The 24,630-nt window shown below is 55.5% G+C and carries 22 protein-coding genes; 16 read left to right on the forward strand and 6 right to left on the reverse strand.

Going from position 1 to position 24,630, the window contains the following annotated elements:
* Nucleotides 1-77: 77 nt before the first annotated feature.
* The 8 genes from tig (at nt 78) to CRO87_RS03360 (ending at nt 9,768) form a co-directional block, all read left to right on the forward strand.
* Nucleotides 78-1,376, forward strand: a complete 1,299-nt coding sequence (gene tig, locus CRO87_RS03320; RefSeq protein WP_097161503.1) for a trigger factor — start codon at nt 78-80, stop codon at nt 1,374-1,376.
* A 257-nt stretch (nt 1,377-1,633) separates the two neighbouring features.
* Nucleotides 1,634-2,257 (forward strand): ATP-dependent Clp endopeptidase proteolytic subunit ClpP, encoded by a 624-nt coding sequence (gene clpP / locus CRO87_RS03325; protein WP_097161504.1) that lies wholly within the window; start codon nt 1,634-1,636, stop codon nt 2,255-2,257.
* A 107-nt stretch (nt 2,258-2,364) separates the two neighbouring features.
* Complete coding sequence (gene clpX, locus CRO87_RS03330) at nt 2,365-3,639, forward strand: ATP-dependent protease ATP-binding subunit ClpX (RefSeq protein WP_097161505.1); 1,275 nt, start codon at nt 2,365-2,367, stop codon at nt 3,637-3,639.
* Between the two features lie 184 nt (nt 3,640-3,823).
* Nucleotides 3,824-6,178: an endopeptidase La gene (gene lon / locus CRO87_RS03335; protein ID WP_097161506.1), complete on the forward strand. Its 2,355-nt coding sequence runs from the start codon at nt 3,824-3,826 to the stop codon at nt 6,176-6,178.
* 210 nt (nt 6,179-6,388) lie between these two features.
* A complete protein-coding gene (gene hupB / locus CRO87_RS03340) occupies nt 6,389-6,661 on the forward strand; it encodes a nucleoid-associated protein HU-beta (protein ID WP_002444653.1) in 273 nt (90 codons plus the stop codon).
* A gap of 211 nt (nt 6,662-6,872) precedes the next feature.
* Nucleotides 6,873-8,747: a peptidylprolyl isomerase gene (gene ppiD, locus CRO87_RS03345; protein ID WP_097161507.1), complete on the forward strand. Its 1,875-nt coding sequence runs from the start codon at nt 6,873-6,875 to the stop codon at nt 8,745-8,747.
* 148 nt (nt 8,748-8,895) lie between these two features.
* Nucleotides 8,896-9,270 carry a helix-hairpin-helix domain-containing protein gene (locus CRO87_RS03355; RefSeq protein WP_097161508.1) on the forward strand — a complete coding sequence of 125 codons (375 nt, stop codon included), beginning with the start codon at nt 8,896-8,898 and terminating at the stop codon, nt 9,268-9,270.
* A gap of 99 nt (nt 9,271-9,369) precedes the next feature.
* A complete protein-coding gene (locus tag CRO87_RS03360; protein WP_097161509.1) occupies nt 9,370-9,768 on the forward strand; it encodes a YbgC/FadM family acyl-CoA thioesterase in 399 nt (132 codons plus the stop codon).
* Nucleotides 9,769-9,817: 49 nt separating this feature from the next.
* Here the strand turns inward: CRO87_RS03360 and queC are convergent, their stop codons facing one another.
* Nucleotides 9,818-10,513, reverse strand: coding sequence for a 7-cyano-7-deazaguanine synthase QueC (queC, locus tag CRO87_RS03365; RefSeq protein ID WP_097161510.1), 696 nt, complete (start codon nt 10,511-10,513; stop codon nt 9,818-9,820).
* 74 nt (nt 10,514-10,587) lie between these two features.
* Nucleotides 10,588-12,291, reverse strand: a complete 1,704-nt coding sequence (locus tag CRO87_RS03370; protein ID WP_097161511.1) for an SgrR family transcriptional regulator — start codon at nt 12,289-12,291, stop codon at nt 10,588-10,590.
* Nucleotides 12,292-12,405: 114 nt separating this feature from the next.
* Here CRO87_RS03370 and cof point away from each other — a divergent pair, with 114 nt between their 5' ends.
* On the forward strand, nt 12,406-13,224 hold the full coding sequence (cof, locus tag CRO87_RS03375) for an HMP-PP phosphatase (RefSeq protein WP_097161512.1): 819 nt from the start codon (nt 12,406-12,408) through the stop codon (nt 13,222-13,224).
* Between the two features lie 156 nt (nt 13,225-13,380).
* Complete coding sequence (gene fliB / locus CRO87_RS03380; RefSeq protein ID WP_097161513.1) at nt 13,381-14,598, forward strand: flagellin lysine-N-methylase; 1,218 nt, start codon at nt 13,381-13,383, stop codon at nt 14,596-14,598.
* A 38-nt stretch (nt 14,599-14,636) separates the two neighbouring features.
* On the opposite strand, the gene CRO87_RS03385 is transcribed toward fliB, so the two are convergent.
* On the reverse strand, nt 14,637-15,683 hold the full coding sequence (locus tag CRO87_RS03385) for a PLP-dependent cysteine synthase family protein (RefSeq protein ID WP_097161514.1): 1,047 nt from the start codon (nt 15,681-15,683) through the stop codon (nt 14,637-14,639).
* A 115-nt stretch (nt 15,684-15,798) separates the two neighbouring features.
* Between CRO87_RS03385 and CRO87_RS03390 the strand changes: the two genes are divergently transcribed.
* From CRO87_RS03390 to amtB, 5 genes are all read left to right on the forward strand, one after another.
* Nucleotides 15,799-16,269 carry an Lrp/AsnC family transcriptional regulator gene (locus tag CRO87_RS03390; protein ID WP_097161515.1) on the forward strand — a complete coding sequence of 157 codons (471 nt, stop codon included), beginning with the start codon at nt 15,799-15,801 and terminating at the stop codon, nt 16,267-16,269.
* Nucleotides 16,270-16,275: 6 nt separating this feature from the next.
* Entirely contained in the window at nt 16,276-18,051 is a 1,776-nt protein-coding gene (locus tag CRO87_RS03395; RefSeq protein WP_097161516.1) for a SmdA family multidrug ABC transporter permease/ATP-binding protein, read from the forward strand.
* A complete protein-coding gene (locus CRO87_RS03400; protein ID WP_097161517.1) occupies nt 18,044-19,822 on the forward strand; it encodes a SmdB family multidrug efflux ABC transporter permease/ATP-binding protein in 1,779 nt (592 codons plus the stop codon). Before CRO87_RS03395 ends, CRO87_RS03400 begins: the two co-directional genes overlap by 8 nt.
* Before the next feature lie 244 nt (nt 19,823-20,066).
* The gene (glnK, locus tag CRO87_RS03405) at nt 20,067-20,405 is read left to right on the forward strand and encodes a P-II family nitrogen regulator (RefSeq protein ID WP_097161518.1); all 339 of its coding nucleotides are present in this window, start codon (nt 20,067-20,069) and stop codon (nt 20,403-20,405) included.
* Nucleotides 20,406-20,438: 33 nt separating this feature from the next.
* On the forward strand, nt 20,439-21,722 hold the full coding sequence (amtB, locus tag CRO87_RS03410; RefSeq protein WP_097161519.1) for an ammonium transporter AmtB: 1,284 nt from the start codon (nt 20,439-20,441) through the stop codon (nt 21,720-21,722).
* Nucleotides 21,723-21,995: 273 nt separating this feature from the next.
* Here amtB and tesB read toward each other — a convergent pair whose 3' ends face one another.
* Nucleotides 21,996-22,856: an acyl-CoA thioesterase II gene (gene tesB, locus CRO87_RS03420; RefSeq protein WP_097161521.1), complete on the reverse strand. Its 861-nt coding sequence runs from the start codon at nt 22,854-22,856 to the stop codon at nt 21,996-21,998.
* A gap of 217 nt (nt 22,857-23,073) precedes the next feature.
* Here tesB and CRO87_RS03425 point away from each other — a divergent pair, with 217 nt between their 5' ends.
* Nucleotides 23,074-23,643: a YbaY family lipoprotein gene (locus CRO87_RS03425; protein ID WP_097161522.1), complete on the forward strand. Its 570-nt coding sequence runs from the start codon at nt 23,074-23,076 to the stop codon at nt 23,641-23,643.
* A 31-nt stretch (nt 23,644-23,674) separates the two neighbouring features.
* Here CRO87_RS03425 and CRO87_RS03430 read toward each other — a convergent pair whose 3' ends face one another.
* On the reverse strand, nt 23,675-23,986 hold the full coding sequence (locus tag CRO87_RS03430) for an MGMT family protein (protein ID WP_097161523.1): 312 nt from the start codon (nt 23,984-23,986) through the stop codon (nt 23,675-23,677).
* 62 nt (nt 23,987-24,048) lie between these two features.
* A complete protein-coding gene (locus CRO87_RS03435) occupies nt 24,049-24,456 on the reverse strand; it encodes a dTDP-glucose pyrophosphorylase (protein ID WP_097161524.1) in 408 nt (135 codons plus the stop codon).
* Nucleotides 24,457-24,630 lie beyond the last annotated feature (174 nt).

Raw genomic sequence — 24,630 nt, forward strand, 5'->3', positions numbered from 1 at the left:
AACATCCCGGTTCTGTGAAGCCTGCGATACGCGCTTCCGGAGTTGACCGAGCACTGTGATTTTTTTGAGGTAACAAGATGCAAGTTTCAGTTGAAACCACTCAGGGCCTTGGCCGCCGTGTAACGATTACTATCGCTGCTGACAGCATCGAAAACGCTGTAAAAAGCGAGCTGGTCAACGTAGCGAAAAAAGTTCGCATCGACGGTTTCCGTAAAGGGAAAGTACCGATGAATGTTGTTGCTCAGCGTTATGGCGCCTCTGTTCGCCAGGACGTGCTGGGCGACCTGATGAGCCGCAACTTCGTTGATGCGATCATCAAAGAGAAAATCAACCCGGCTGGCTCCCCGAACTACGTTCCGGGCGAGTACAAACTGGGCGAAGACTTCACTTACGCCGTTGAGTTTGAAGTTTACCCGGAAGTTGAGCTGCAGGGTCTGGACGCTATCGAAGTTGAAAAACCAGTTGTTGAAGTGACCGATGCTGATGTTGACGGCATGCTGGACACCCTGCGCAAGCAGCAGGCAACCTGGAAAGACAAAGAAGGCGCAGTCGCTGATGAAGATCGCGTAACCGTAGACTTCTCTGGCTCCGTAGACGGTGAAGAGTTTGAAGGCGGCAAAGCCACTGATTTCGTGCTGGCAATGGGCCAGGGTCGCATGATCCCGGGCTTTGAAGACGGTATCAAAGGCCACAAAGCGGGCGAAGAGTTCACCATCGACGTGACCTTCCCGGAAGAGTACCACGCTGAAAACCTGAAAGGTAAAGCGGCGAAATTCGTCATTAACCTGAAGAAAGTCGAAGAGCGTGAGCTGCCAGAACTGACTGCTGAATTCATCAAACGTTTCGGCGTTGAAGATGGTTCCGTAGACGGCCTGCGCGCTGAAGTGCGTAAAAACATGGATCGCGAGCTGAAAGGCGCCGTGAAAAACCGCATTAAGTCTCAGGCAATCGAAGGTCTGGTTAACGCCAACAACATCGACGTGCCAGCGGCCCTGATCGACGGCGAAATCGACGTTCTGCGCCAGCAGGCTGCACAGCGCTTTGGCGGCAACGCTAAGCAAGCGATGGAACTGCCACGCGAGCTGTTCGAAGAGCAGGCTAAACGCCGCGTCGTTGTAGGCCTGCTGCTGGGCGAAGTGATTCGCACCAACGAGCTGAAAGCTGACGAAGACCGCGTAAAAGGCCTGATCGAAGAGATGGCTTCCGCGTACGAAGATCCGAAAGAAGTTGTCGAGTTCTACAGCAAAAATAAAGAGCTGATGGACAACATGCGTAACGTCGCGCTGGAAGAGCAGGCTGTTGAAGCCGTTCTGAACAAAGCGAAAGTGTCTGAAAAAGCGACTTCTTTCAACGAACTGATGAACCAGCAGGCGTAATTTCCGCCCCTGACGTTTAAAGTTTGAGCGAAAAACCCGTTACCTTCTGGTGACGGGTTTTTTTATTGCTGTAATAGATGACGAAGCGTGCCAAAACGCGGTTTCAGTGTTAGCGTTACAGCAAAATATTGTTATGCTTGAAACAAGGCACTGCCGCCCCCATAAAAGGGGAAGCAACAGACAGACTGGCTGATGATCCGTCCGCAAGGTTACAATCAGTACAGCAGGTATATTCACTTTTTATCCAGGAGACGGACATGTCATACAGTGGCGAACGAGATAACTTTGCACCCCATATGGCCCTGGTGCCAATGGTCATTGAACAGACCTCACGCGGCGAACGTTCTTTTGATATCTACTCCCGTCTGCTGAAGGAGCGCGTTATCTTTCTGACCGGCCAGGTGGAAGACCACATGGCGAACCTGATCGTGGCGCAGATGCTGTTTCTGGAAGCGGAAAACCCGGAAAAAGACATTTACCTGTACATTAACTCACCGGGCGGCGTGATCACCGCAGGCATGTCGATTTACGACACCATGCAGTTTATCAAGCCAGACGTTAGCACCATTTGTATGGGCCAGGCCTGTTCAATGGGCGCATTCCTGCTGACTGCAGGCGCGAAGGGCAAGCGTTTCTGCCTGCCAAACTCCCGCGTAATGATTCACCAGCCGCTGGGCGGCTACCAGGGCCAGGCGACGGACATTGAAATCCACGCTAAAGAAATCCTGAAAGTTAAAGCGCGTATGAATGAACTTATGGCGCATCACACGGGTCATTCTCTTGAGCAGATCGAGCGCGATACGGAACGTGATCGCTTCCTCTCTGCGGCTGAAGCCGTAGAGTACGGACTGGTCGACTCCATTTTGACCCATCGTAACTAATGCCAGCCCGTGGAGTGCCGCTATACTGTAGAAGGGCGGCATTCCGTTAAGACTGGCATTTGCGTCGTCATGTGCGGCACAAAGAACATAGAAAGAGGTTTGGACTCATGACAGATAAACGCAAAGATGGCTCAGGCAAACTGTTGTACTGCTCTTTTTGCGGCAAAAGCCAGCATGAAGTGCGTAAGCTGATCGCCGGTCCGTCCGTGTATATCTGCGACGAATGCGTTGATTTATGTAACGACATCATTCGCGAAGAAATTAAAGAAGTCGCTCCGCATCGTGAACGTAGTGCGCTGCCTACTCCGCATGAAATCCGCCATCACCTGGACGATTACGTTATCGGTCAGGAAAGGGCTAAGAAAGTGCTGGCCGTGGCGGTTTACAACCACTACAAGCGTTTGCGTAACGGCGATACCAGCAACGGCGTAGAGCTCGGCAAAAGTAACATTCTGCTGATTGGCCCAACCGGTTCCGGTAAAACGCTGCTGGCGGAAACGCTCGCGCGTCTGCTGGACGTTCCGTTTACCATGGCTGATGCCACCACCCTGACCGAAGCCGGTTATGTGGGTGAAGACGTGGAAAACATCATCCAGAAGCTGCTGCAGAAGTGCGACTACGATGTGCAGAAAGCCCAGCGCGGCATCGTCTATATCGATGAAATCGACAAAATTTCCCGTAAATCGGATAACCCGTCGATTACCCGCGATGTCTCTGGTGAAGGCGTACAGCAGGCTCTGCTGAAGCTGATTGAAGGGACCGTGGCAGCTGTTCCGCCGCAGGGGGGCCGCAAGCATCCGCAGCAGGAATTCCTGCAGGTTGATACTTCTAAGATCCTCTTTATCTGCGGCGGCGCATTTGCTGGTCTCGATAAAGTCATCGCTAACCGCGTTGAAACTGGTTCGGGTATCGGCTTTGGCGCAACGGTGAAGGCTAAATCTGAAAAAGCCAATGAAGGTGAGCTGCTGGAGCAGGTCGAGCCGGGCGATCTGATTAAGTTTGGTCTGATCCCTGAGTTTATCGGCCGTCTGCCGGTCGTCGCGACGCTGAACGAACTGAGCGAAGACGCGCTGATTCAGATTCTGAAAGAGCCGAAAAACGCGCTGACCAAGCAGTACCAGGCGCTGTTCAGCCTTGAAGGCGTGGATCTCGAGTTCCGCGATGAAGCGCTGGATGCGATCGCTCGTAAAGCAATGGCCCGTAAAACCGGTGCCCGTGGCCTGCGTTCTATCGTTGAAGCTGCGCTGCTCGACACCATGTACGATCTGCCTTCAATGGAAGACGTTGAGAAAGTGGTTATCGACGAGTCCGTCATTGCCGGTCAAACCAAGCCGCTGCTGATTTACGGCACCAGCGAAACGCAGCAGGCATCTGGCGAATAATTCACCAAATTACTCAGTCAGTTAACGAAAAGGGGGATATTTTATCCCCCTTTTGCTTTTCCTGTATTCCTGCCGTTGAATGTGTGGGAAACATCCCCATATACTGGATTACATGTTAACGGTGGTGTGAAGCACAGTGGCGCCATCGACTACCCTGGCGGACATTAAACTAAGAGAGAGCTCTATGAATCCTGAGCGTTCTGAACGCATTGAAATCCCCGTATTGCCGTTGCGCGATGTGGTGGTTTATCCGCACATGGTCATTCCCTTATTTGTAGGGCGGGAAAAATCTATCCGTTGTCTGGAAGCGGCCATGGACCATGATAAAAAAATCATGTTGGTCGCTCAGAAAGACGCGTCAACGGATGAGCCGGGTGTAAACGATCTTTTCACCGTCGGGACCGTGGCCTCTATTTTGCAGATGCTGAAACTGCCCGACGGCACCGTAAAAGTGCTGGTCGAAGGTCTTCAGCGTGCGCGTATTTCCGCGCTGTCAGACAACGGCGAACATTTCTCAGCCAAGGCTGAGTACCTTGATTCCCCGGCCATCGACGAGCGCGAACAGGAAGTGCTGGTGCGCACCGCGATTAGCCAGTTTGAAGGCTACATCAAGCTCAACAAGAAAATCCCACCGGAAGTGCTGACGTCGCTGAACAGCATCGACGATCCGGCTCGTCTGGCGGACACCATTGCCGCGCACATGCCGCTCAAGCTGTCGGACAAGCAGTCCGTGCTAGAGATGTCCGACATCAACGAACGTCTGGAATACCTGATGGCGATGATGGAATCGGAAATCGACCTGCTGCAGGTTGAGAAACGCATTCGCAATCGCGTCAAAAAACAGATGGAGAAATCTCAGCGCGAGTACTATCTGAACGAGCAAATGAAAGCCATTCAGAAAGAGCTCGGCGAGATGGACGATGCGCCGGACGAAAACGAAGCGCTGAAGCGTAAGATTGACGCCGCTAAGATGCCGAAAGAGGCAAAAGAGAAGGCTGAAGCCGAGCTGCAGAAGCTGAAAATGATGTCGCCGATGTCCGCGGAAGCGACCGTCGTTCGTGGTTATATCGACTGGATGGTGCAGGTTCCGTGGAACGCGCGCAGCAAAGTTAAAAAGGATCTGCGCCAGGCGCAGGAGATCCTCGATACCGACCACTACGGTCTGGAGCGCGTGAAGGACAGGATCCTTGAGTATCTCGCAGTCCAGAGCCGCGTGAATAAGCTCAAAGGGCCAATTCTGTGCCTGGTAGGGCCTCCGGGGGTCGGTAAAACCTCTCTGGGTCAGTCCATCGCCAAAGCCACCGGGCGTAAGTACATCCGTATGGCGCTGGGCGGCGTGCGTGACGAAGCGGAAATTCGCGGTCACCGTCGCACCTATATCGGCTCCATGCCGGGCAAGCTGATTCAGAAAATGGCGAAAGTGGGCGTTAAAAACCCGCTGTTCCTGCTGGATGAAATCGACAAGATGTCTTCGGACATGCGTGGCGATCCGGCATCCGCGCTGCTGGAAGTGCTTGATCCAGAACAGAACGTAGCGTTCAGCGATCACTATCTGGAAGTTGATTACGATCTCAGCGATGTGATGTTCGTCGCGACCTCCAACTCCATGAACATTCCGGCACCGTTGCTGGACCGTATGGAAGTGATTCGCCTGTCCGGCTATACCGAAGATGAGAAGCTGAACATCGCCAAACGCCACCTGTTGCCAAAACAGATTGAGCGTAACGCCCTGAAAAAAGGCGAAATTACGGTTGAAGACAGCGCCATCGTCGGCATTATCCGTTATTACACCCGTGAAGCGGGCGTGCGTAGCCTGGAGCGTGAAATCTCCAAACTGTGCCGTAAAGCGGTGAAGCAGTTGCTGCTGGACAAAACGCTCAAGCACATCACCATCGACGGTGAAAATCTGCATGATTACCTTGGCGTGCAGCGCTTCGACTACGGTCGTGCGGATGATGAAAACCGCGTCGGTCAGGTAACGGGCCTCGCGTGGACCGAAGTGGGCGGCGATCTGCTGACCATCGAAACTGCGTGTGTGCCAGGTAAAGGTAAACTGACCTACACCGGTTCGCTTGGCGAAGTGATGCAGGAATCCATCCAGGCGGCGCTGACAGTGGTTCGCGCGCGTGCAGAGAAGCTCGGCATTAACGGTGACTTCTACGAAAAACGCGACATCCACGTTCATGTGCCGGAAGGCGCAACGCCAAAAGATGGTCCGAGTGCCGGTATCGCAATGTGTACTGCGCTGGTTTCCTGCCTGACGGGTAACCCGGTGCGTGCAGACGTGGCAATGACGGGTGAAATCACCCTGCGTGGCCAGGTGCTTCCGATCGGTGGCCTGAAGGAAAAACTGTTAGCGGCGCACCGTGGCGGCATTAAAACCGTTCTGATTCCGGACGAAAATAAACGTGATCTGGAAGAGATTCCTGATAACGTGATTGCCGATCTGAAGATTCATCCGGTGAAGCGCATCGAGGAAGTTCTGGCGCTTGCTTTGCAGAATGAGCCTTACGGCATGCAGGTTGTGACCGCAAAATAGTGACTTCGCGCAAAGAGCGTTAATAAAAACGGGGCTGACAGGTGATTTCTCACTTGCCAGCCTTTTTTTGTATAGCTAATTTAGATTGCTGGTTGGGTATGTCATAGACAACGGGTGTTGTAAGGGCATGACACTCCTGATATAACTGCTGCGCCGTCGCACTGCTGAGGATTCCAGTGCGATATAAATTATAAAGAGAGGAAGAGAACAGTGAATAAATCTCAACTGATTGACAAAATTGCTGCAGGTGCGGATATCTCTAAAGCTGCTGCTGGCCGTGCGTTAGATGCTTTGATCGCTTCCGTTACCGAGTCTCTGCAGGCTGGGGATGACGTTGCGCTGGTAGGTTTTGGTACTTTTGCTGTTAAAGAGCGTGCTGCCCGTACTGGTCGCAACCCGCAAACCGGTAAAGAGATCACCATTGCTGCTGCCAAAGTTCCGGGTTTCCGTGCAGGTAAAGCACTGAAAGACGCGGTAAACTGATCGCTTTCCCTCCCGGGAACGTGACGAAGTACAAGGGCGCATCATCAGATGTGCCTTTTTTGTTTGTCCAGTCTGATTTTAAGCGACTTTAGGCGAGTTGTGGGCTGACAATAACCCTCGTTTCTTGTCAAAATAGCCTCTCACGCGCAGCCGCTCTCCATGCTATGCTGTGCGAGGATTACAGTCACCTACAGCGGAGCGTTGTTACACCATGATGGACTCCTTACGTACGGCAGCCAATAGTGTCGTGCTCAAGATTATTTTCGGTATCATTATCGTGTCGTTCATTTTGACCGGCGTGAGTAGCTACCTGATTGGCGGTAACAGTGATTACGCCGCGAAAGTGAATGGCCAGGAAATTGGTCGCGCACAATATGAAAATGCCGTTGCCAGCGAAAGAAATCGTATGCAGCAGCAGTTAGGCGATCAGTTCTCTGAACTCGCTTCCAACGAAAATTACATGAAAACGATGCGTCAGCAGGTGCTCAACCGCCTGATCGACGAATCGCTCCTCGACCAGTACGCGAAACATCTGAATCTCGGCATCAGCGACAGTCAGGTGAAGCAGGCGATTTTCCAGACTCAGGCTTTCCAGTCTAACGGCAAATTCGACAATCAGCGCTTCAGCGCTATTGTCGGCCAGATGGGCATGACCACCGATCAGTATGCGCAGGCACTGCGTAACCAGCTGGTGACTCAGCAGCTAATCAACGCCATCGTGGGTTCCGAATTCATGCTGCCGGGTGAAACCGACCAGCTGGCGGCGCTTGTTTCACAGCAGCGCGTTGTTCGCGAAGCTACCCTTGACGTGAATGCGCTGGCGGCGACGCAGCAGGCCAGCGATCAGGAAATTACCAGCTACTACGAGCAGCACAAAAATCAGTTTGTGGCACCGGAGCAGTTCCGCGTCAGCTATATCAAACTGGATGCTGCCAGCCTGCAGGAAACGGCTTCCGACGCTGACATTCAGTCTTATTACGATCAGCATCAGGATCAGTACACGCAGCCACAGCGCGTACGCTACAGCGTCATTCAGACCAAAACAGAAGCCGACGCCAAAGCCGTACTGGATGAAATCAACAAAGGCGCCAACTTTGCTGACGTTGCGAAAGCAAAATCTACCGACATCATCTCCGCGAAAAACGGCGGTGACATGGGTTGGCTGGAAGCATCCACCACCCCGGATGAGCTGAAAAATGCCGGTCTGAAAGATAAAGGCCAGCTCTCAGGCGTGATCAAATCCAGCGTGGGCTTCCTGGTGGCGCGTCTTGATGACGTCGTGCCTGCGAAAGTGAAACCGCTGGCTGAAGTTCACGATGAAATCGCGGCGAAAGTGAAGCAGGAAAAAGCACTGGATGCCTTCTACGCGATGCAGCAGAAAGTCAGCGATGCGGCCAGCAATGACAACGAATCTTTGGCCGGTGCTGAACAGGTTTCCGGTATTAAAGCCATTGAAACAGGCTGGTTTGGCCACGACAGCCTGCCAGCAGAGCTGAACTTCAAACCTGTCTCTGATGCCATCTTCAACGGCGGATTAGTCGGTGAGAACGGCACGCCGGGCAGCAACTCCGACATCATCACCGTCGACGGCGATCGTGCTTTCGTTCTGCGTATCAGCGAGCATAAAGCAGAAGCGGTGAAACCGCTGGCCGAAGTGAAAGCGCAGGTGACGGATATCGTTAAGCACACTAAAGCCGTGCAGCAGGCAAACGTCACCGCAGAGAAGCTGCTGACGAATCTGAAAGCGGGCAAAGGCGACGAAGCTATGAAGGCGGCGAACCTGAGCTTTGGTGCTGCGAAAACCCTGAGCCGTACCGGGCAGGATCCGCTGAGCCAGACCGCGTTCGCACTGCCGCTGCCGCAGAAAGATAAAGCGAGCTATGGCGTCGGTTCCGACATGCAGGGCAACGTGGTTCTGGTTTCTCTGGATGAAGTGAAAGACGGCACCATGCCGGCAGAGCAGAAGAAAGCGATGGTGCAGGGCATCACCCAAAATAACGCCCAGGTGGCTTTCGAAGCACTGATGGCGAACCTGCGCAAAGAAGCGAAAATCAAGCTGGGCGATATTGCGCAACAGCAGCAATAATTTCGCGCACGCTCCCAGATTTTCGTAACGCACTGCAATATTTAAAGGCCGCTTTCGCGGCCTTTTCCATTTCTGAAATCTGCCTTTTGTTCTGCTTTTTGCTGCTGGTTATGGTGACACTGCTGTCAACAAACAAGGAGATAACAGCATGAAAGCAGGAATCAAAACCTTACTGTTCGCACTTACTCTGGCCTGTTCAGGGCTCACAGCTCAGGTGGCCGCCGCGCCCGCGCAGGAAAAAGTCCGAAGTACCGCCAAAGCGGCAGCTGCAAAACCCGTGGATGCAGAGAAACGAAGTACTCCCGCTATCAACGAGCAGGGCAATAGCGACAAGGTCAGCATTAATACGGCAAGCGCTGAGGAACTGATGCGGGTATTGAAAGGTGTCGGCAGTAAAAAAGCACAGGCCATCGTCAGCTACCGTGACGAGTTTGGCCCCTTTAAAAGCATCGACGATCTGCGTCAGGTACCGGGGATGGGAGGAACGCTGGTTGAAAGAAATCTTCCGTATCTGATGCTCTGAATGGCCGGAAAGGTTGCACAGTTGTAAAAAAATGCCAGAATTAAGAGGTCGTACCAGTGTGCGACCTCTGACTCTATTAATAAGAAAGGCTATTGCGCTATGCAGACTCAAATCAAAGTTCGTGGTTTTCACCTGGATGTTTATCAGCACGTTAACAATGCCCGCTATCTGGAGTTTCTTGAAGAGGCGCGCTGGGACGGGCTGGAAAACAGTTCAGGCTTCCAGTGGATGACCAAAAACAACATCGCGTTTGTGGTGGTGAACATCAACATCAACTATCGCCGCCCGGCGGTGTTGGGCGATTTGCTCACCGTCACCAGCAAAGTGCAGCAGCTCAACGGTAAAAGCGGGGTGCTGAGCCAGGTGGTCACCCTGGAGCCTGAAGGCGAAGTGGTGGCAGATGCGCAAATCACCTTTGTCTGTATCGATCTGAAAACGCAAAAGGCACTGGCGCTGGAGGGAGAACTCCGCGAGCATCTGGAGGCGATGGTGGAGTAGACCTGCGTGAGAAGCCCCGGCATGCATTACGCCGCCGGGGATGATGCCATTATTTTAACCCGGTTTTTGCCTTCATGGCCGCCATCACGCCGCTTTTGTCGGCAAGGTAGTGGCTCAGGCCATTCGCGCGAAGCGTACAAGCCGCGCAATGCCCACAGCCGTCACCCTTGATGCCGTTATAGCAGGTGAGGGTTTCGCTGCGCACCAGGTCGAGCTGGGACCAGTAATCGGCCAGCGCCCAGGTTTCGGCCTTATCAATCCACATTAACGGCGTTTCGAAGCGAATCTCTTTGGCCATGCCGAGGTTCACTGCGTGGTTAAGCGCTTTGACAAACTCGTCCCGGCAGTCCGGGTAGCCGGAAAAATCGGTTTCGCACACGCCGGTGATCACCGCTTCCGCCTTGACCTGATAAGCATAAATTGCGGTCAGCGTCAGAAACAGAATGTTGCGGCCTGGCACGAACGTATTCGGAATGCCATTGGCCTCCGGTTCATAGTCCGGTACCGGAATGCTGTCACGCGTCAGGCTGCTGACGGCCAGTTCATTCAGCAGCGTCACGTCCAGGACTTTATGCGCACGAGCCCCGAGTTTGAGGGCGAGTTCACGCGCCACGTCTATCTCTGCACGATGGCGCTGGCCGTAATCAAAAGTTACGCAGTGCACTTCATCGTACTGCTGCAAAGCCTGCACCAGGCAAGTTGTGGAGTCCTGACCTCCGCTGAAAACCACGACGGCGCGTTTCATAGCAAATCCTGTCAATTTCGGGAAAACGCTATGGTAGCGCCTGAGGGTGACGTCCACCAGCTGCAACGCGTGCTTTATGCCGATGTGGATGCCGGGAGCCACGCTTCGGTGAAATCAAACCAGCCTCGGGCGTTCAACCGGATCCCGTTCACGCCGGGCGGGGCGCTGATGCGGTACTGATAGTTAAACAGCGGCGTCAGCACCGCGTTTTCCATTAAATGGTGAAAAACGTTCTGTAATGCGGCATAGCGTGAAGCCGAATGCCGCTGAGTCTGTACTGCATCAAGCGTTGCCTGAAGATGCGCATACTGCGCAGCACTGAGCGTATGAGGCCAAAGCGGGTCGCAGCGCAGCCATTGTTCAAGCGTGTACTCGGGCGTATCGCCAATCAGCCTGTCACCCATGACTAAATCAGCATTCGCCAGTTGCGTACAGCCGTCCCAGGTTTTCGCATCATGAAAAATCACCGTCAGCTCGCAGCCCTGTGCCGCCAGCGCCTGACGCAACTGTTCTGCCATGGTATGAAGCTCGACGGGCAGATGGTAGATAAGCGTCAGCGTGGGGGGAAACGCGACTGATTCGGTGTCTTCTGCTAGTGGAATGGCCCACCCGGGCAGCAGTTCGTGGCTTGGGGTTATCAGGTTTTCGTCGAGCGGCAAGGTCTGCATCAGGGAGGTTTGATGAATCAGCGCAATCAGCTTTTGTGCCTGGGCGGCGGTCAGGCGCTTGCTCTGGCGCAGCGTCAGGTAGCAAAACCCGAGGCTGATGCTGTCGCTGACCGGCCGCAGCCGTGATAAATCATCCCCCTGACCAATGGCAAGCTGCACAGGGTGCCGACAGCTGGTGCCGAGATCCTGCGCAAACAGCTGCGGGGTAATCCAGTACTCAATCGTCTGCAACAGCGGATGGCTAAGGTGATAGCGGCCGTGACTCTCCAGCCTGACCAGTTCAGGTCCAAAAACGCTCAGTCGGAAAGGGCCTGTGCCAAGTGCATCATTGTCCGGGTGAGCCAGCACGCTGCAATAGCTGGCAAGGCGATGCGCCAGCCAGTAGTCGGGTTTGGCGAGCGTAAAAGTCAGGCACTGGGCGTGCGTCACTTCAATATGCTGGACGCTCGCAAACAGCGTTCGCAGCGCCGGAAGGGCCAGTAACCGGTTAAGACGCTGATGAAGCTGTGCGGTATCAACCGGGTCGCCGTTGTGCCAGTGCAGCGTGGAGCGGATATAAAAATGCCAGCGCAGCCCGTCGTCCGAAACCTCCCAATGATGCGCCAGATCGCCCACCGGTTCGTCATTATCATGTGCGAAACGCGTCAGGCCTGAAAAGACTTGCCCGGCCAGATGCTGCTCGGCGCGGCCCGGCAGAAAGCCCGGACGAAGTGGTTCAAGAGGGCGATAGTAGGGAATTCGCAGCGTTGGGGCGTTGTTCTGCCATTGTCCACCGAGAAAAGGATGCAGAAGTGCACGCAGCTCCGGAGCGGCCCGTTGGGCTAATTCGAGGGCATTTTGCTGCTGCCCACGGGCCAGCGCCTGCTCCATCATCTCGGTGCGCAGGCTCTCCGGCGTGACGTGAAAAGTTAAGGTCCCGCGTTTGCCGCGTCCGGACTGCGCCTGCCAGCTTAGCCAGCCCGCCTCCTGAGCCTGGCTCAACAGCGTGCGGGCGTGACGCTCGCTGCAAAAGCATCTTGCCGCCAGTTCGGCGACGGTAGTTTGCTGAGGGGCACCCGCAGAGGGCTGCCACAGGCGCTGAAACTGATTCAGACGGTTAAGCTGGCGCATCGGTTCTGTCCTGATAAACCCGGAACAATATAATCCATTAAATCACTATTCCTTCCGTATATCTCAGGTGATACTTGCCGACAAGCGACTTTCATCACACTTTCGGGGAACAACATGGCAAGACTGGCGGCATTTGATATGGACGGGACACTGCTGATGCCCGACCATCGTCTGGGCGAAAAAACGCTGAGCACCCTGAAGCGCCTGCACGAGCGGGAGATCACCCTGACGTTCGCCACCGGTCGTCATGTCCTCGAAATGCGCCATCTGATTGGCAATTTTTCCCTCGATGCTTTCCTGATAACCGGCAACGGCACCCGTATCCACTCGCTGGAAGGGGATGTTCTGCACCACAGCGATCTCAATCCGGAAGTGGCCGATCTGGTGTTGCACAGCCACTGGGATACCCAGGCCAGCATGCACGTGTTTAACGACAGCGGCTGGCTCACCGATCGCGATATCCCTGACATGTTGCAGGCGCACGTCTACAGCGGCTTCCACTATCAGCTCTGCGATTTCAAACGGCTGCCTGCGCAGGACGTCACTAAAATCTGCTTCTGCGGCGATCATGACGATCTCAGCCGTCTGCGTATTCAGTTGAATGACGCCATCGGCGATCGCGCACATCTGACATTCTCCGCATTCGAATGCCTGGAAGTGTTGCCGGTAGGCTGCAATAAGGGCGCGGCGCTGACCACGCTCAGCGGTCACCTGGGTATGACAATGGCCGACTGCATGGCGTTTGGTGACGCAATGAACGACAGCGAAATGCTGGGGCTGGTGGGGAAAGGCTTGATTATGGGTAACGCCATGCCGCAGCTAAAAGCCACGTTGCCACACCTACCGGTTATTGGACACTGTCAGAACCAGGCGGTGTCGCATTATTTGACTCATTGGCTGGACACTCCACATCTCCCTTATTCCCCCGAATGACAGAGACCCTTCCGGCAAGCCAGACCTCTTATGACGTCTGGCTTTTTTCTTTGGCTTTCTGGAACGAGTGAAATGCTCGTTAAAACGTCAGGTTATGGCGTTATTAATCTTTTCTGACAGCGTGCTATTTTTCGCCTTTTACACGTGAAGAATGCTATGCAAATCCATAAAGTGATCAAACCGGAGTTCGTGGAGAAGTTCACCTGCGTCGGCCCCGAATGCCTGATCTCCTGCTGTCAGGGATGGACGATATCCATCGATAAGAAAACCCATCATGCTTACCTCAACGCTGAACAGCCAGAAATCGCCGCGCTGGCAAAAGAGAACCTGCTGCGGATGCGAAAAGGTAAAAGCAATTATTCGATGATTAAGCTGGACGCGCAGGGGCAGTGTCCTTTTATCGACGAAAACAAGCTCTGCCTGGTCCATCGGGAGCTTGGGGAAAAGGCGCTTTCAGTCACCTGTTCAACCTATCCACGTTCTAAAACGCGCTACGCCGATGAAACGCGTCATTTAATGACGCTCTCATGTCCGGAGGTCGCGAGGCTGGTGCTGTTCGACGCAAACAGCATGTTGGTGCATGAACAGGATGAGCTGCTGGCGAAGGCGAAAATCAACCTCATCGGCCAGCGACAGCCGGTGAATCAAATCCACCAGGTTGTCCATCTCTTTGCCTGGCACCTCCTGCAGGCACCCTCGGTGAACGTCGAAGAAAATCTGATGGCGTTGGCGCATTTTGTGGTTTATCTGCAACGCATCGAGTTTGACCTGTACCGCCATTTTGCACAGGCCGAACAGTACCATCAGCAGCTATTAAACGATCTGGCAGCAGGTGAGAGCCTAATTCATCGCCCATCGGCAACGGACTCTGTTGGACTGAAGGTGCGCGCACTGTCCGTGCTGGGTTCGTTGATCGCGAGAAATAGCGGAAGAGATGGCATCATTCGTGAAGCACACCAGCAGATGGCGACATATTTAAACGTTGCTGACAGCCCGGACCTTCAGGCGCTCGCTGACAAGTTTGCCACCCTGGATAACCAATGGCAGCAGCTGTGCCAGGATTCCTGCCTCAGCGAGCCGCACGTGCTGCGTAATTTGCTGACCTATAAAATTTATCACAGCCATTTCCCTGGGGTGGATTACTCAACGGCCATGCGCCAGGTTTACCGTCTGATCCTCGACTATTTCTACGTTAAGCATTTGCTAAGTCTAAAGTCGCTGGAGGAAGTGCCGGACCGGTCGACGATACTGAAGATTGTGGCAAGCCTTGCCGAGCATACCCTGCATTCGTCAACGATCGACCGCCGAATGGATAAAGCGATCGATATGATCAATGCCGGGGACGATCTTTCCTGCCTGCTATTGATTGGTTAAAAAAGGCGTATTCAACAGGGGGCCTACGCCTTTTAAATTTAGCCCAGCAGTTCAGCCAGTTTCGCTTTTGCCGTCGCCAGTGAGCCAATGCTGGCTTCCACCCATTGCGGGTTGTAGTACGTTTCCAGATAGCGTTCACCGCTGTCGCAAAGCAGCGTGACGATGGAACCTGTCTGACCTTCGCTGCGCATCTGTGCGGCGATGTTCAACGCGCCCCACATATTCGTGCCTGTCGATGCGCCGACTTTGCGGCCAAGCTGCGTTTCCAGCCAGTGCGCAGTGGCAACGCTCGCGGCATCTGGCACTCGCAGCATGTTGTCCACGACGTCAGGAATGAAGGACGGTTCCACGCGCGGGCGACCAATCCCTTCAATTTTGCTGCCAACCGGGCTGCGAAGCGTTGCATCCCGACTTTGCCAGTAGTCCATAAACACGGAGTTCTGCGGATCGACCACGGTGAGCTTAGTGTCATATCCCTGACAGCGGATATAGCGCCCGATAGTGGCCGACGTACCGCCAGTGCCCGCACTCATGACGATATGCGCCGGAACAGGATTCGGTTCGTGCTGCATCTGGCGGAAAATGCTGTCGGCAATGTTGTTGTTACCGCGCCAGTCCGTTGCGCGCTCGGCGAAGGTGAACTGATCCATATAGTGGCCGTTCAGCTCGCGGGCCAGCTTCTCGGAAGCTTCATAAATTTCGCAGGCGCTCTCCACGAAATGGCAGCGACCGCCGTAGAATTCGATCTGCTCAATTTTGCGTTTTGCCGTACAGGAGGGCATGACGGCAATAAACGGCAGGCCGAGCAGGCGGGCGAAATAGGCCTCGGAAACAGCGGTTGAACCTGAGGACGCCTCTATTATCGTGGTGCCTTCTTTGATCCAGCCGTTACACAATCCGTACAAAAACAGCGAGCGCGCCAGGCGGTGCTTCAGGCTGCCGGTCGGGTGCGTGCTCTCATCTTTCAGGTAGAGCTGGATACCCGGAAAACCGGGCAGGGCGAGCCGAATCAGGTGCGTGTCGGCAGAGCGCTGATAGTCGGCATTAATTTCGCTGATGGCGTGTTTTACCCAGGTGCTGTTCATGATGCTTATCCGTTTGTCATTTTGTGCCCAGCTTACTGGAAAGCACGGAAAAAATTGTTGCTATCTGACCTTTGAAATAGAATAAGAAGAGAATAATTTTCTCTGTGATGGCTCTATGATAGATAAAATTGACCGTAAGCTGCTGGCGCTATTGCAGGAGGACTGCACCCTCTCTTTGCAGGCGCTGGCTGATGCCGTTAATCTGACCACCACGCCCTGCTGGAAGCGCCTGAAACGTCTCGAAGACGAAGGCATTTTGCGCGGGCGCGTGGCGCTGCTGGATGCGGAAAAACTGGGTCTCGGACTCACGGCCTTTGTGCTGATCAAAACCCAGCATCACAGCAGCGAATGGTACAGCCGCTTTGTGTCGCAGGTGACGCAGATGCCGGAAGTGCTTGGCTTCTGGCGCATGGCGGGCGAGTACGACTATCTGCTGCGGGTTCAGGTGGCGGACATGAAACGCTACGACGACTTTTATAAACGACTGGTCAACAGCGTGCCGGGGTTATCTGACGTGACATCGAGCTTTGCGATGGAACAGATCAAATACACCACCGCGCTGCCGGTCGATTCATTATCCGGGTAATTCTGCGTGCGATTATTTGCTCAACTCAGCTGGTACTTCCGCCGGGAGTGGCGTCGCTACCTCGGTGCGGTCCTGCTGCTTATTATTATTGCCGTTTTGCAACTGATCCCGCCAAAGGTGGTGGGCTACGTGGTGGATGGCGTGACTGAAAATCACTACACCGCCATGCGAATCATGATGTGGGTGGGCACGCTGGCGCTGATTGCGGTGGTGGTTTACCTGCTGCGCTACGTCTGGCGTGTGCTGCTGTTTGGTGCGTCCTATCAGCTCGCGGTGGAGCTGCGTGAAGACTATTACCGCCAGCTCAGCCGCCAGCATCCTGAATTTTACCTGCGTCACCGCACCGGGGATTTGATTGCCCGCGCCACCAATGACGTCGATCGCGTGGTGTTTGCCGCAGGTGAAGGCGTGCTGACGCTGGTGGACTCGCTGGTGATGGGCTGCGCGGTGCTGATCGTCATGTCCACGCAGATCAGCTGGGAGCTGACGCTGCTGGCGCTTTTGCCGATGCCAATTATGGCACTGGCGATCAAACGCAACGGCGACACGCTGCACGAGCGATTCAAGCTTGCGCAGGCAGCCTTTTCTGGCCTGAACGATCGCACTCAGGAGAGCCTCACCAGCATCCGCATGATCAAAGCCTTTGGCCTGGAAGACCGCCAGTCGGCGCAGTTTGCGGCAGATGCTGCGGATACCGGCGCGAAAAATATGCGCGTCGCCCGCGTGGATGCGCGCTTTGATCCAACCATCTACATCGCCATTGGTATGGCAAACCTGCTGGCTATCGGCGGCGGCAGTTGGATGGTGGTTCACGGCAGCCTGACGCTCGGGCAGCTCACCAGTTTTATGATGTACCTTGGGCTGATGATTTGGCCGATGCTGGCGCTGGCCTGGATGTTTAACATTGTTGAGCGAGGTAGCGCGGCCTACAGCCGTATTCGCGCCATGCTGGCAGAGGCGCCGGTGGTAAACGACGGAAGCGAGAGCCTGACGCCAGAGCGCGGTACGCTTGCGGTCAATATTAGCGAATTCCGCTATCCGCAAACGGATAAATCGACCCTGCAAAACGTGCAGTTCCGCCTTGCGCCCGGCCAGATGCTGGGGATCTGCGGCCCGACGGGGGCCGGGAAAACCACGGTGCTGTCGCTGATTCAGCGTCATTTTGATGTCACTCAGGGCGATATTCGTTTTCAGGATAAGCCACTGACCGCGCTTCAGCTTGATGGCTGGCGCAGCCGCCTGGCGGTAGTGAACCAGACACCGTTCCTCTTTTCTGACACCGTTGGCAACAATATCGCATTGGGTAAACCGGGTGCGACTCAGGAAGAGATTGAGCACGTGGCAAGGCTTGCCAGCGTCCACGAAGATATCCTGCGTCTACCGCAGGGTTACGAAACTGAAGTGGGCGAGCGCGGCGTGATGCTCTCCGGCGGGCAGAAGCAGCGTATCTCCATCGCGCGAGCGCTCCTGCTGGACGCGGAAATTCTGATCCTCGACGACGCGCTTTCTGCCGTTGACGGGCGTACCGAGCACCAAATCTTGCACAATCTGCGGCAGTGGGGCGAAGGGCGCACGGTGATCATCAGCGCCCACCGCCTCTCGGCGTTAACCGAGGCGAGCGAAATTATCGTCATGCAGCACGGACACATCGCCCAGCGCGGCGGGCATGAGCACCTTGCGGCGCAGCCTGGCTGGTATCGTGATATGTACCGCTATCAGCAACTTGAGGCGGCGCTCAACGACGTGCCGGAAGAGCAGCGCGAGGAGGAAGCCGATGCGTAATTTTGGACAGCTCTGGCCGACGCTGAAGCGCCTGCTGGCGTACGGCTCGCCGTGGCGCAAGCCGCTGGGTATCGGCATGGTGATCATGTGGATAGCCGCGGCGGCGGAAGTGACGGGACCGCTGCTTATCAGCTACTTCATCGACAACATGGTGGCGAAAAGCTATCTGCCGTGGGGCATCGTTATCGGCCTTGCGGCGGCCTATGTCGGCCTGCAGCTGCTGGCGGCGTCTCTGCATTACGTTCAGTCGCTGTTATTTAACCGAGCTGCGGTAGGTGTCGTCCAGCAGCTGCGCACCGACGTCATGGATGCCGCACTTCGCCAGCCGCTCAGCGAGTTTGATGTGCAGCCCGTCGGGCAGCTGATCTCCCGTGTGACTAACGATACTGAAGTCATCCGCGATCTTTACGTGACCGTGGTTTCTACCGTGCTTAGAAGCGCGGCATTAATCAGCGCCATGCTGGTGGCAATGTTCAGCCTCGACTGGCGCATGGCGCTGGTGGCCATTGCCATCTTCCCGGCGGTGATTGTGGTCATGGTGATTTATCAGCGCTACAGCACGCCAATTGTGCGTCGCGTGCGTGCCTATCTGGCGGACATCAACGATGGCTTCAACGAAGTCATCAACGGCATGAGCGTTATTCAGCAGTTCCGTCAGCAGGCGCGCTTTGGCGAGCGCATGGGCGAGGCGAGTCGTTCGCACTATATGGCGAGGATGCAGACTCTGCGCCTCGACGGTTTCCTGCTGCGCCCGCTGCTGAGTCTGTTCTCCTCGCTTATCCTGTGCGGTCTGCTGATGCTGTTCGGCCTGACCGCCAAAGGCACCATCGAAGTGGGCGTGCTGTACGCATTTATCAGCTATCTTGGCCGTCTCAATGAGCCGCTAATTGAGCTCACCACTCAGCAATCAATGCTGCAACAGGCCGTGGTAGCGGGGGAGCGCGTCTTTGAACTGATGGACAAACCGCGCCAGGTGTACGGCGATGATGATGCGCCGCTGCAAAGCGGGTCCATTGAAGTGGATAACGTCTCCTTTGCTTATCGCGGTGACCGCCTGGTGTTGCAGGACATCAACCTGACTATCCCAACGCGCAGCTTTGTGGCGCTGGTCGGCCATACCGGCAGCGGAAAGAGTACGTTGGCGAGTTTGCTGATGGGCTATTATCCGCTGACCAAAGGCGAAATTCGTCTTGACGGGCGGCCGCTTTCCTCGCTCGATCATAGCGTATTGCGTCAGGGTGTGGCGATGGTGCAGCAGGATCCTGTGGTGATGGCCGATACGTTTTTTGCCAACGTTACCCTCGGGCGGGATATCAGTGAAGCGCAGGTCTGGCAGGCGCTGGAGACCGTGCAGCTGGCGGAGCTGGCGCGCAGCATGAGCGACGGCATTTACACCCAGCTTGGCGAGCAGGGGAATAATCTCTCCGTCGGTCAGAAGCAGCTGCTGGCGCTGGCGCGCGTGCTGGTGGAGACGCCGCAAATTCTGATCCTTGATGAGGCGACGGCCAATATCGATTCCGGCACCGAGCAGGCCATTCAGCAGGCGCTGGCGGCGGTGCGGCAGCACACAACGCTGGTAGTGATTGCGCACCGTTTGTCGACCATTGTCGACGCGGACACCATTCTGGTGCTGCATCGCGGGCAGGCCGTTGAGCGCGGCACGCATCAGCAGCTGCTTGAAGCCAAAGGGCGTTACTGGCAGATGTATCAGCTTCAGCTGGCTGGCGAAGAGCTGGCCGCCAGCATAGAAGAAGAGTCGCTAATCGCCTGATGCACCATCATTAGGCATTTTGCTAACACCAGCGCGAGCTGGTGCATTCCCTCAACGCACCTTGCACTATGCTGGTGCGTTTTTGTTTCATCTGCCGCCTCCCGCGCTTTTCGCTTTGATTTTTCCCGCTGTCTACCCCACTGAAACCGTCAGAAAACGCGCAATTCTAATTTCTGGCACGCCGCTTGCTTTACCTCCTACGTGTTAGCTGCCGCCATTACCGAATTCTGACTGGAGGGGATCTATGAAGCTGGTTACCGTGGTGATTAAACCATTCAAACTCGAAGACGTACGTGAAGCATTGTCTTCAATAGGTATTCAGGGGCTGACCGTGACCGAAGTGAAAGGCTTCGGACGTCAGAAAGGCCATGCTGAGCTTTACCGCGGTGCCGAGTACAGCGTCAACTTTTTACCGAAGGTGAAAATTGACGTCGCGATCGCCGACGATCAGCTCGAAGAAGTGATCGATGTGATCAGTAAAGCGGCCTATACCGGCAAGATTGGCGACGGCAAAATCTTTGTCGCCGAGCTGCAGCGCGTGATTCGTATTCGTACCGGCGAAGCCGACGAAGCGGCTCTGTAATTCTCAGACCACACAGTGATAGGGATCGAGAACATGAACAAAGTACTGAAATTTGCCCCTGGTCTCCTGGCGCTGCTGCCGGGTCTGGCGATGGCGGCGCCCGCCGTCGCGGATAAAGCCGACAACGCCTTTATGATGATCAGCACCGCGCTGGTGCTGTTTATGAGTATTCCCGGCATCGCGCTGTTTTACGGCGGCCTGATCCGCGGGAAGAACGTCCTCTCCATGCTGACGCAGGTCACCGTTTCCTTCGCACTGGTCTGCGTGCTGTGGGTGGTTTACGGCTACACCCTGGCGTTTGGCACCGGCGGTAACTTCTTCGGCAGCTTCGACTGGGTGCTGCTGAAAGGCATCGATATTAAAGCGCTGATGGGCACCTTCTATCAGTACATTCACGTAGCCTTCCAGGGCTCCTTCGCCTGTATCACCGTTGGCCTGATTGTGGGTTCGCTGGCGGAGCGTATTCGCTTCTCCGCGGTGCTGATTTTTGTGGTGGTGTGGATGACCTTCTCCTATGTGCCGATTGCGCACATGGTGTGGGGCGGCGGTTTGCTGGCAACTCACGGCGCGCTGGACTTCGCGGGCGGTACCGTGGTGCACATTAACGCCGCTGTGGCGGGTCTGGTCGGGGCTTACCTGATTGGCAAACGTGCAGGCTTTGGCAAAGAAGCGTTCAAACCGCATAACCTGCCAATGGTCTTCACTGGCACCGCCATCCTCTATGTGGGCTGGTTTGGCTTCAACGCAGGCTCTGCAAGTGCGGCGAACGAAATTGCCGGCCTGGCATTCGTGAACACCGTAGTGGCAACGGCTGCGGCAATTCTGGCCTGGGTCTTTGGCGAGTGGGCGCTGCGTGGCAAGCCTTCCCTGCTGGGTGCCTGTTCCGGTGCTATCGCGGGTCTGGTCGCTGTAACGCCTGCCTGTGGCTACATCGGTGTCGGCGGCTCCCTGATTGTCGGTATCGCGGCGGGTCTGGCTGGCCTGTGGGGCGTAACTGCGCTGAAACGCTGGCTGCGCGTGGATGACCCTTGTGATGTGTTCGGCGTGCACGGCGTTTGCGGCATCGTCGGCTGTATCCTGACCGGTATCTTCGCATCCACTTCCCTGGGCGGTGTGGGCTATGCCGAAGGCGTAACCATGGGCCATCAGGTGCTGGTGCAGCTGGAGAGCGTTGCTTTGACTATCGTCTGGTCTGCGGTGGTTGCCTTTATCGGCTACAAGCTGGCTGACCTGACCGTGGGCCTGCGCGTACCGGAAGAGCAGGAGCGCGAAGGGCTGGACGTCAACAGCCACGGCGAGAATGCTTACAACGCCTAAGTAAACTGCAAGGCCTTCTCTCTGAGAAGGCCTTTAGTGTTTTCGCCCTCTCCCTTAGGGAGAGGGCGGGGTGAGGGTAACAGACAACTCCGGTATGAGATTATCTCCATAGCGACAAAAGCCTCCGAATTGGAGGCTTTTGTTTTTGGGGCATCTGTTATCCCTCTCTCCCTAATCTTCTCCCGTTGGGAGAGGGAATTGCTGAGCTCCATCTTTACTCCCCTCGCCCTGTGGGAGAGGGGCTGGGGGAGAGGGCACCAGACCGCACTATTGTCAGTTGCGGTTACGCATCACCCCTTCCTGCACGGTGGACGCCACCAGCACACCATCCTGCGTGTAAAACTCACCGCGCACAAAGCCACGGGCGCTCGATGCTGACGTGCTCTCCACGCTGTACAGCAGCCATTCATTCATGTTGAACGGGCGATGGAACCACATGGAGTGGTCGATGGTCGCCACCTGCATCCCTTTTTCGAGGAAGCCCACGCCGTGCGGCTGAAGTGCCACGGGCAGGAAGTTGAAGTCTGAGGCATAACCGAGCAGGTACTGATGCACTCGGAAATCGTCAGCGACCGTGCCGTTAGCACGGATCCACACCTGGCGTTTCGGTTCCGCTACGTGGCCTTTCAGCGGGTTATGGAACTCCACCGGACGGATCTCCAATGGCTTGTCGCACAGAAACTTCTCTTTCGCCTGAGGGGGCAGCAGATGCGCCAGTGAGCGGGCGATATCTGTTTCAGACGGCAGCGAATCCGGGGCAGGGGCTGGCGGCATCTGCTTTTGATGCTCGTAGCCGGCTTCCGGCGCCTGGAAGGAGGCCGTCATGTAGAAAATGGGTTTGCCGTGCTGAATGGCGGCGACGCGACGGGCGCTGAAGCTGTTGCCATCGCGCAGAACTTCCACGTCATAAACAATCGGTTTTTCGCTGTCGCCAGGGCGCAGGAAATAGCTGTGGAACGAGTGTACCAGTCGGTCGGCGGGCACGGTTTCTTTGGCGGCATACAGCGCCTGGCCTACCACCTGGCCGCCAAATACCTGACGTAAGCCCAGATCTTCACTCTGGCCGCGGAACAATCCCTCTTCGATTTTTTCGAGATTTAACAGGGTTAGCAGATTAGAGAGAGCCTGACTCATAAATGTCCTCAACGGTAAAAAGACCGCGTGATATGCGGGAATAGGCACAGTATAACGCAGTTTTCGAAGTGGTCCGATGGGTGCAATTATCTGAATAACGGCGCGATTACAGGCAAATATCTGAGATCTGTGCCACACTTACCGCGTCACAAATGTTTCAGGCACGCACTCCGGCAGGATTTAATCTGGCTGTTGAGTGGATGATAAGGAGAACATAATGAAGCTCGTGCACATGTTAAGTGGTTTAGCCGTTGCGGTCGCACTGTCTGCCTGCGCTCAAAAAAGTGCAGATATCAAGACCCCTGCGCCAAGCCCGAACCCCTCTGAGGCTACACAACCTGTAATTCAGCAACCCAACGTCTCTGGTACCGCATGGATCCGCCAGAAAGTCGCGCTGCCGCCGGATGCTGTGCTGACGGTCACGTTGTCGGATGCATCGCTGGCTGATGCGCCGTCCAAAGTGCTGTCGCAGAAAGTTATGCGCACCGAAGGGAAACAGGCTCCGTTCAGCTTCGTGCTGCCGTTTAACCCGGCCGATATCCAGCCAAACGCGCGCATTCTGCTGAGTGCGGCGGTGACGGTGAACGACAAGTTGGTGTTTATCACCGATACAGTGCAGCAGGTGATCAACAACGGTGGGACCAAAGCCGACCTGACGCTGGTGCCCGTTCAGCAAACGGCCGTGCCGGTGAATACGACGGGGGGAGCGGCAACCACAATGCCTTCCACATCGCCAACGCAGGTTAACCCTTCTTCTGCGGTTCCTGCCCCGACGCAAATGCCTTAATGTCGGTTCCCTCCTCCGTCCGGGGGAGGGATCAGTAAATCCAGCGATACCTCTGCATATCTATCTTCCCACTCCCCGAAACCTGCACGCCCTCTGACAGCAACGCCTGGCGCTGGCGCTGAAGATCGGGGCCGGTGAGTGAGATATTGCCGTGCCGGTTCACCACCCGATGCCACGGCAGGGTTGAACCTTCCGGTAAGCGACGCAGCACGCCGCCAACCTGGCGAGCCGCACGAGGCGACCCGGCAAGACGCGCGACGTCACCATAGGTGGTAACCATCCCTTCCGGGATCGCCGCGACGATTTGCCATACCCGGTGCGGGAATGTATCAACAGGTTCCATTGCACTTTCCTGAGAGGAAAAGCACAGAATAATGGAGGCCCCAGGGGATGTGAAGCGCGGCGTCAGTCGGGCTGTTGAAAGATAAACTCCAGCGCCAGACCAATGACCTGGGAGGTGCTGGGCGCAAAGTCATCAGGCTTGACCATCTGATTCTCAAGGAATTTCAATTTTCGGGAAGCGGTGCTGATAATCAGTTTCCCGCGCATCTCCGGCAAGGCCTGAGTACAGATGGGGTAAGTCACCTGGCCTGATACGGCGACAGGGATTTTGCGCAGCGGAACGTGACCTACCACGCCAAGTGAAGAATAAAGCACGGCAACAGGAGTCACAAAAAGCAGCGGGTTTGGGTTGATACTGACAAAGCTCAGCATTAAATCAGGGCGCAGATAATTCAGCCCTTTATGGGGCAGGGTCACTTCATCAATGGCTGGCATGGGCAGCGTGAGCGTCAAAGGCGGTGATTTGATCATGGTTGACCCCTGAAGAGAGAGAAACACCCGGCGTATCGGCATAGTCTGGACGCTGCGAGGCGATTTGCTGAGAGCGACTTCGCAATATCGAAATGTTTTATCGGTGGGGTGAAAACTCGCTATCGGACAATAAAGCACCATCCGGACCGCCGTGGGTTGCAATTGCCGGGCCGC

The organism is Enterobacter sp. CC120223-11, assembly GCF_900215375.1.
In the GTDB taxonomy this organism is placed as follows: domain Bacteria; phylum Pseudomonadota; class Gammaproteobacteria; order Enterobacterales; family Enterobacteriaceae; genus Scandinavium.

Coding starts and splice junctions, on each gene's coding strand:
- lon (WP_097161506.1), top strand. CDS start 3,824: ATGAATCCTGAGCGTTCTGAACGCATTGAAATCCCCGTATTGCCGTTG.
- queC (WP_097161510.1), bottom strand. CDS start 10,513: ATGAAACGCGCCGTCGTGGTTTTCAGCGGAGGTCAGGACTCCACAACT.
- CRO87_RS03355 (WP_097161508.1), top strand. CDS start 8,896: ATGAAAGCAGGAATCAAAACCTTACTGTTCGCACTTACTCTGGCCTGT.
- CRO87_RS03425 (WP_097161522.1), top strand. CDS start 23,074: ATGAAGCTCGTGCACATGTTAAGTGGTTTAGCCGTTGCGGTCGCACTG.
- glnK (WP_097161518.1), top strand. CDS start 20,067: ATGAAGCTGGTTACCGTGGTGATTAAACCATTCAAACTCGAAGACGTA.
- CRO87_RS03360 (WP_097161509.1), top strand. CDS start 9,370: ATGCAGACTCAAATCAAAGTTCGTGGTTTTCACCTGGATGTTTATCAG.
- CRO87_RS03390 (WP_097161515.1), top strand. CDS start 15,799: ATGATAGATAAAATTGACCGTAAGCTGCTGGCGCTATTGCAGGAGGAC.
- tig (WP_097161503.1), top strand. CDS start 78: ATGCAAGTTTCAGTTGAAACCACTCAGGGCCTTGGCCGCCGTGTAACG.
- CRO87_RS03435 (WP_097161524.1), bottom strand. CDS start 24,456: ATGATCAAATCACCGCCTTTGACGCTCACGCTGCCCATGCCAGCCATT.
- cof (WP_097161512.1), top strand. CDS start 12,406: ATGGCAAGACTGGCGGCATTTGATATGGACGGGACACTGCTGATGCCC.
- clpX (WP_097161505.1), top strand. CDS start 2,365: ATGACAGATAAACGCAAAGATGGCTCAGGCAAACTGTTGTACTGCTCT.
- ppiD (WP_097161507.1), top strand. CDS start 6,873: ATGATGGACTCCTTACGTACGGCAGCCAATAGTGTCGTGCTCAAGATT.
- CRO87_RS03385 (WP_097161514.1), bottom strand. CDS start 15,683: ATGAACAGCACCTGGGTAAAACACGCCATCAGCGAAATTAATGCCGAC.
- fliB (WP_097161513.1), top strand. CDS start 13,381: ATGCAAATCCATAAAGTGATCAAACCGGAGTTCGTGGAGAAGTTCACC.
- CRO87_RS03400 (WP_097161517.1), top strand. CDS start 18,044: ATGCGTAATTTTGGACAGCTCTGGCCGACGCTGAAGCGCCTGCTGGCG.
- CRO87_RS03430 (WP_097161523.1), bottom strand. CDS start 23,986: ATGGAACCTGTTGATACATTCCCGCACCGGGTATGGCAAATCGTCGCG.
- CRO87_RS03370 (WP_097161511.1), bottom strand. CDS start 12,291: ATGCGCCAGCTTAACCGTCTGAATCAGTTTCAGCGCCTGTGGCAGCCC.
- tesB (WP_097161521.1), bottom strand. CDS start 22,856: ATGAGTCAGGCTCTCTCTAATCTGCTAACCCTGTTAAATCTCGAAAAA.
- amtB (WP_097161519.1), top strand. CDS start 20,439: ATGAACAAAGTACTGAAATTTGCCCCTGGTCTCCTGGCGCTGCTGCCG.
- clpP (WP_097161504.1), top strand. CDS start 1,634: ATGTCATACAGTGGCGAACGAGATAACTTTGCACCCCATATGGCCCTG.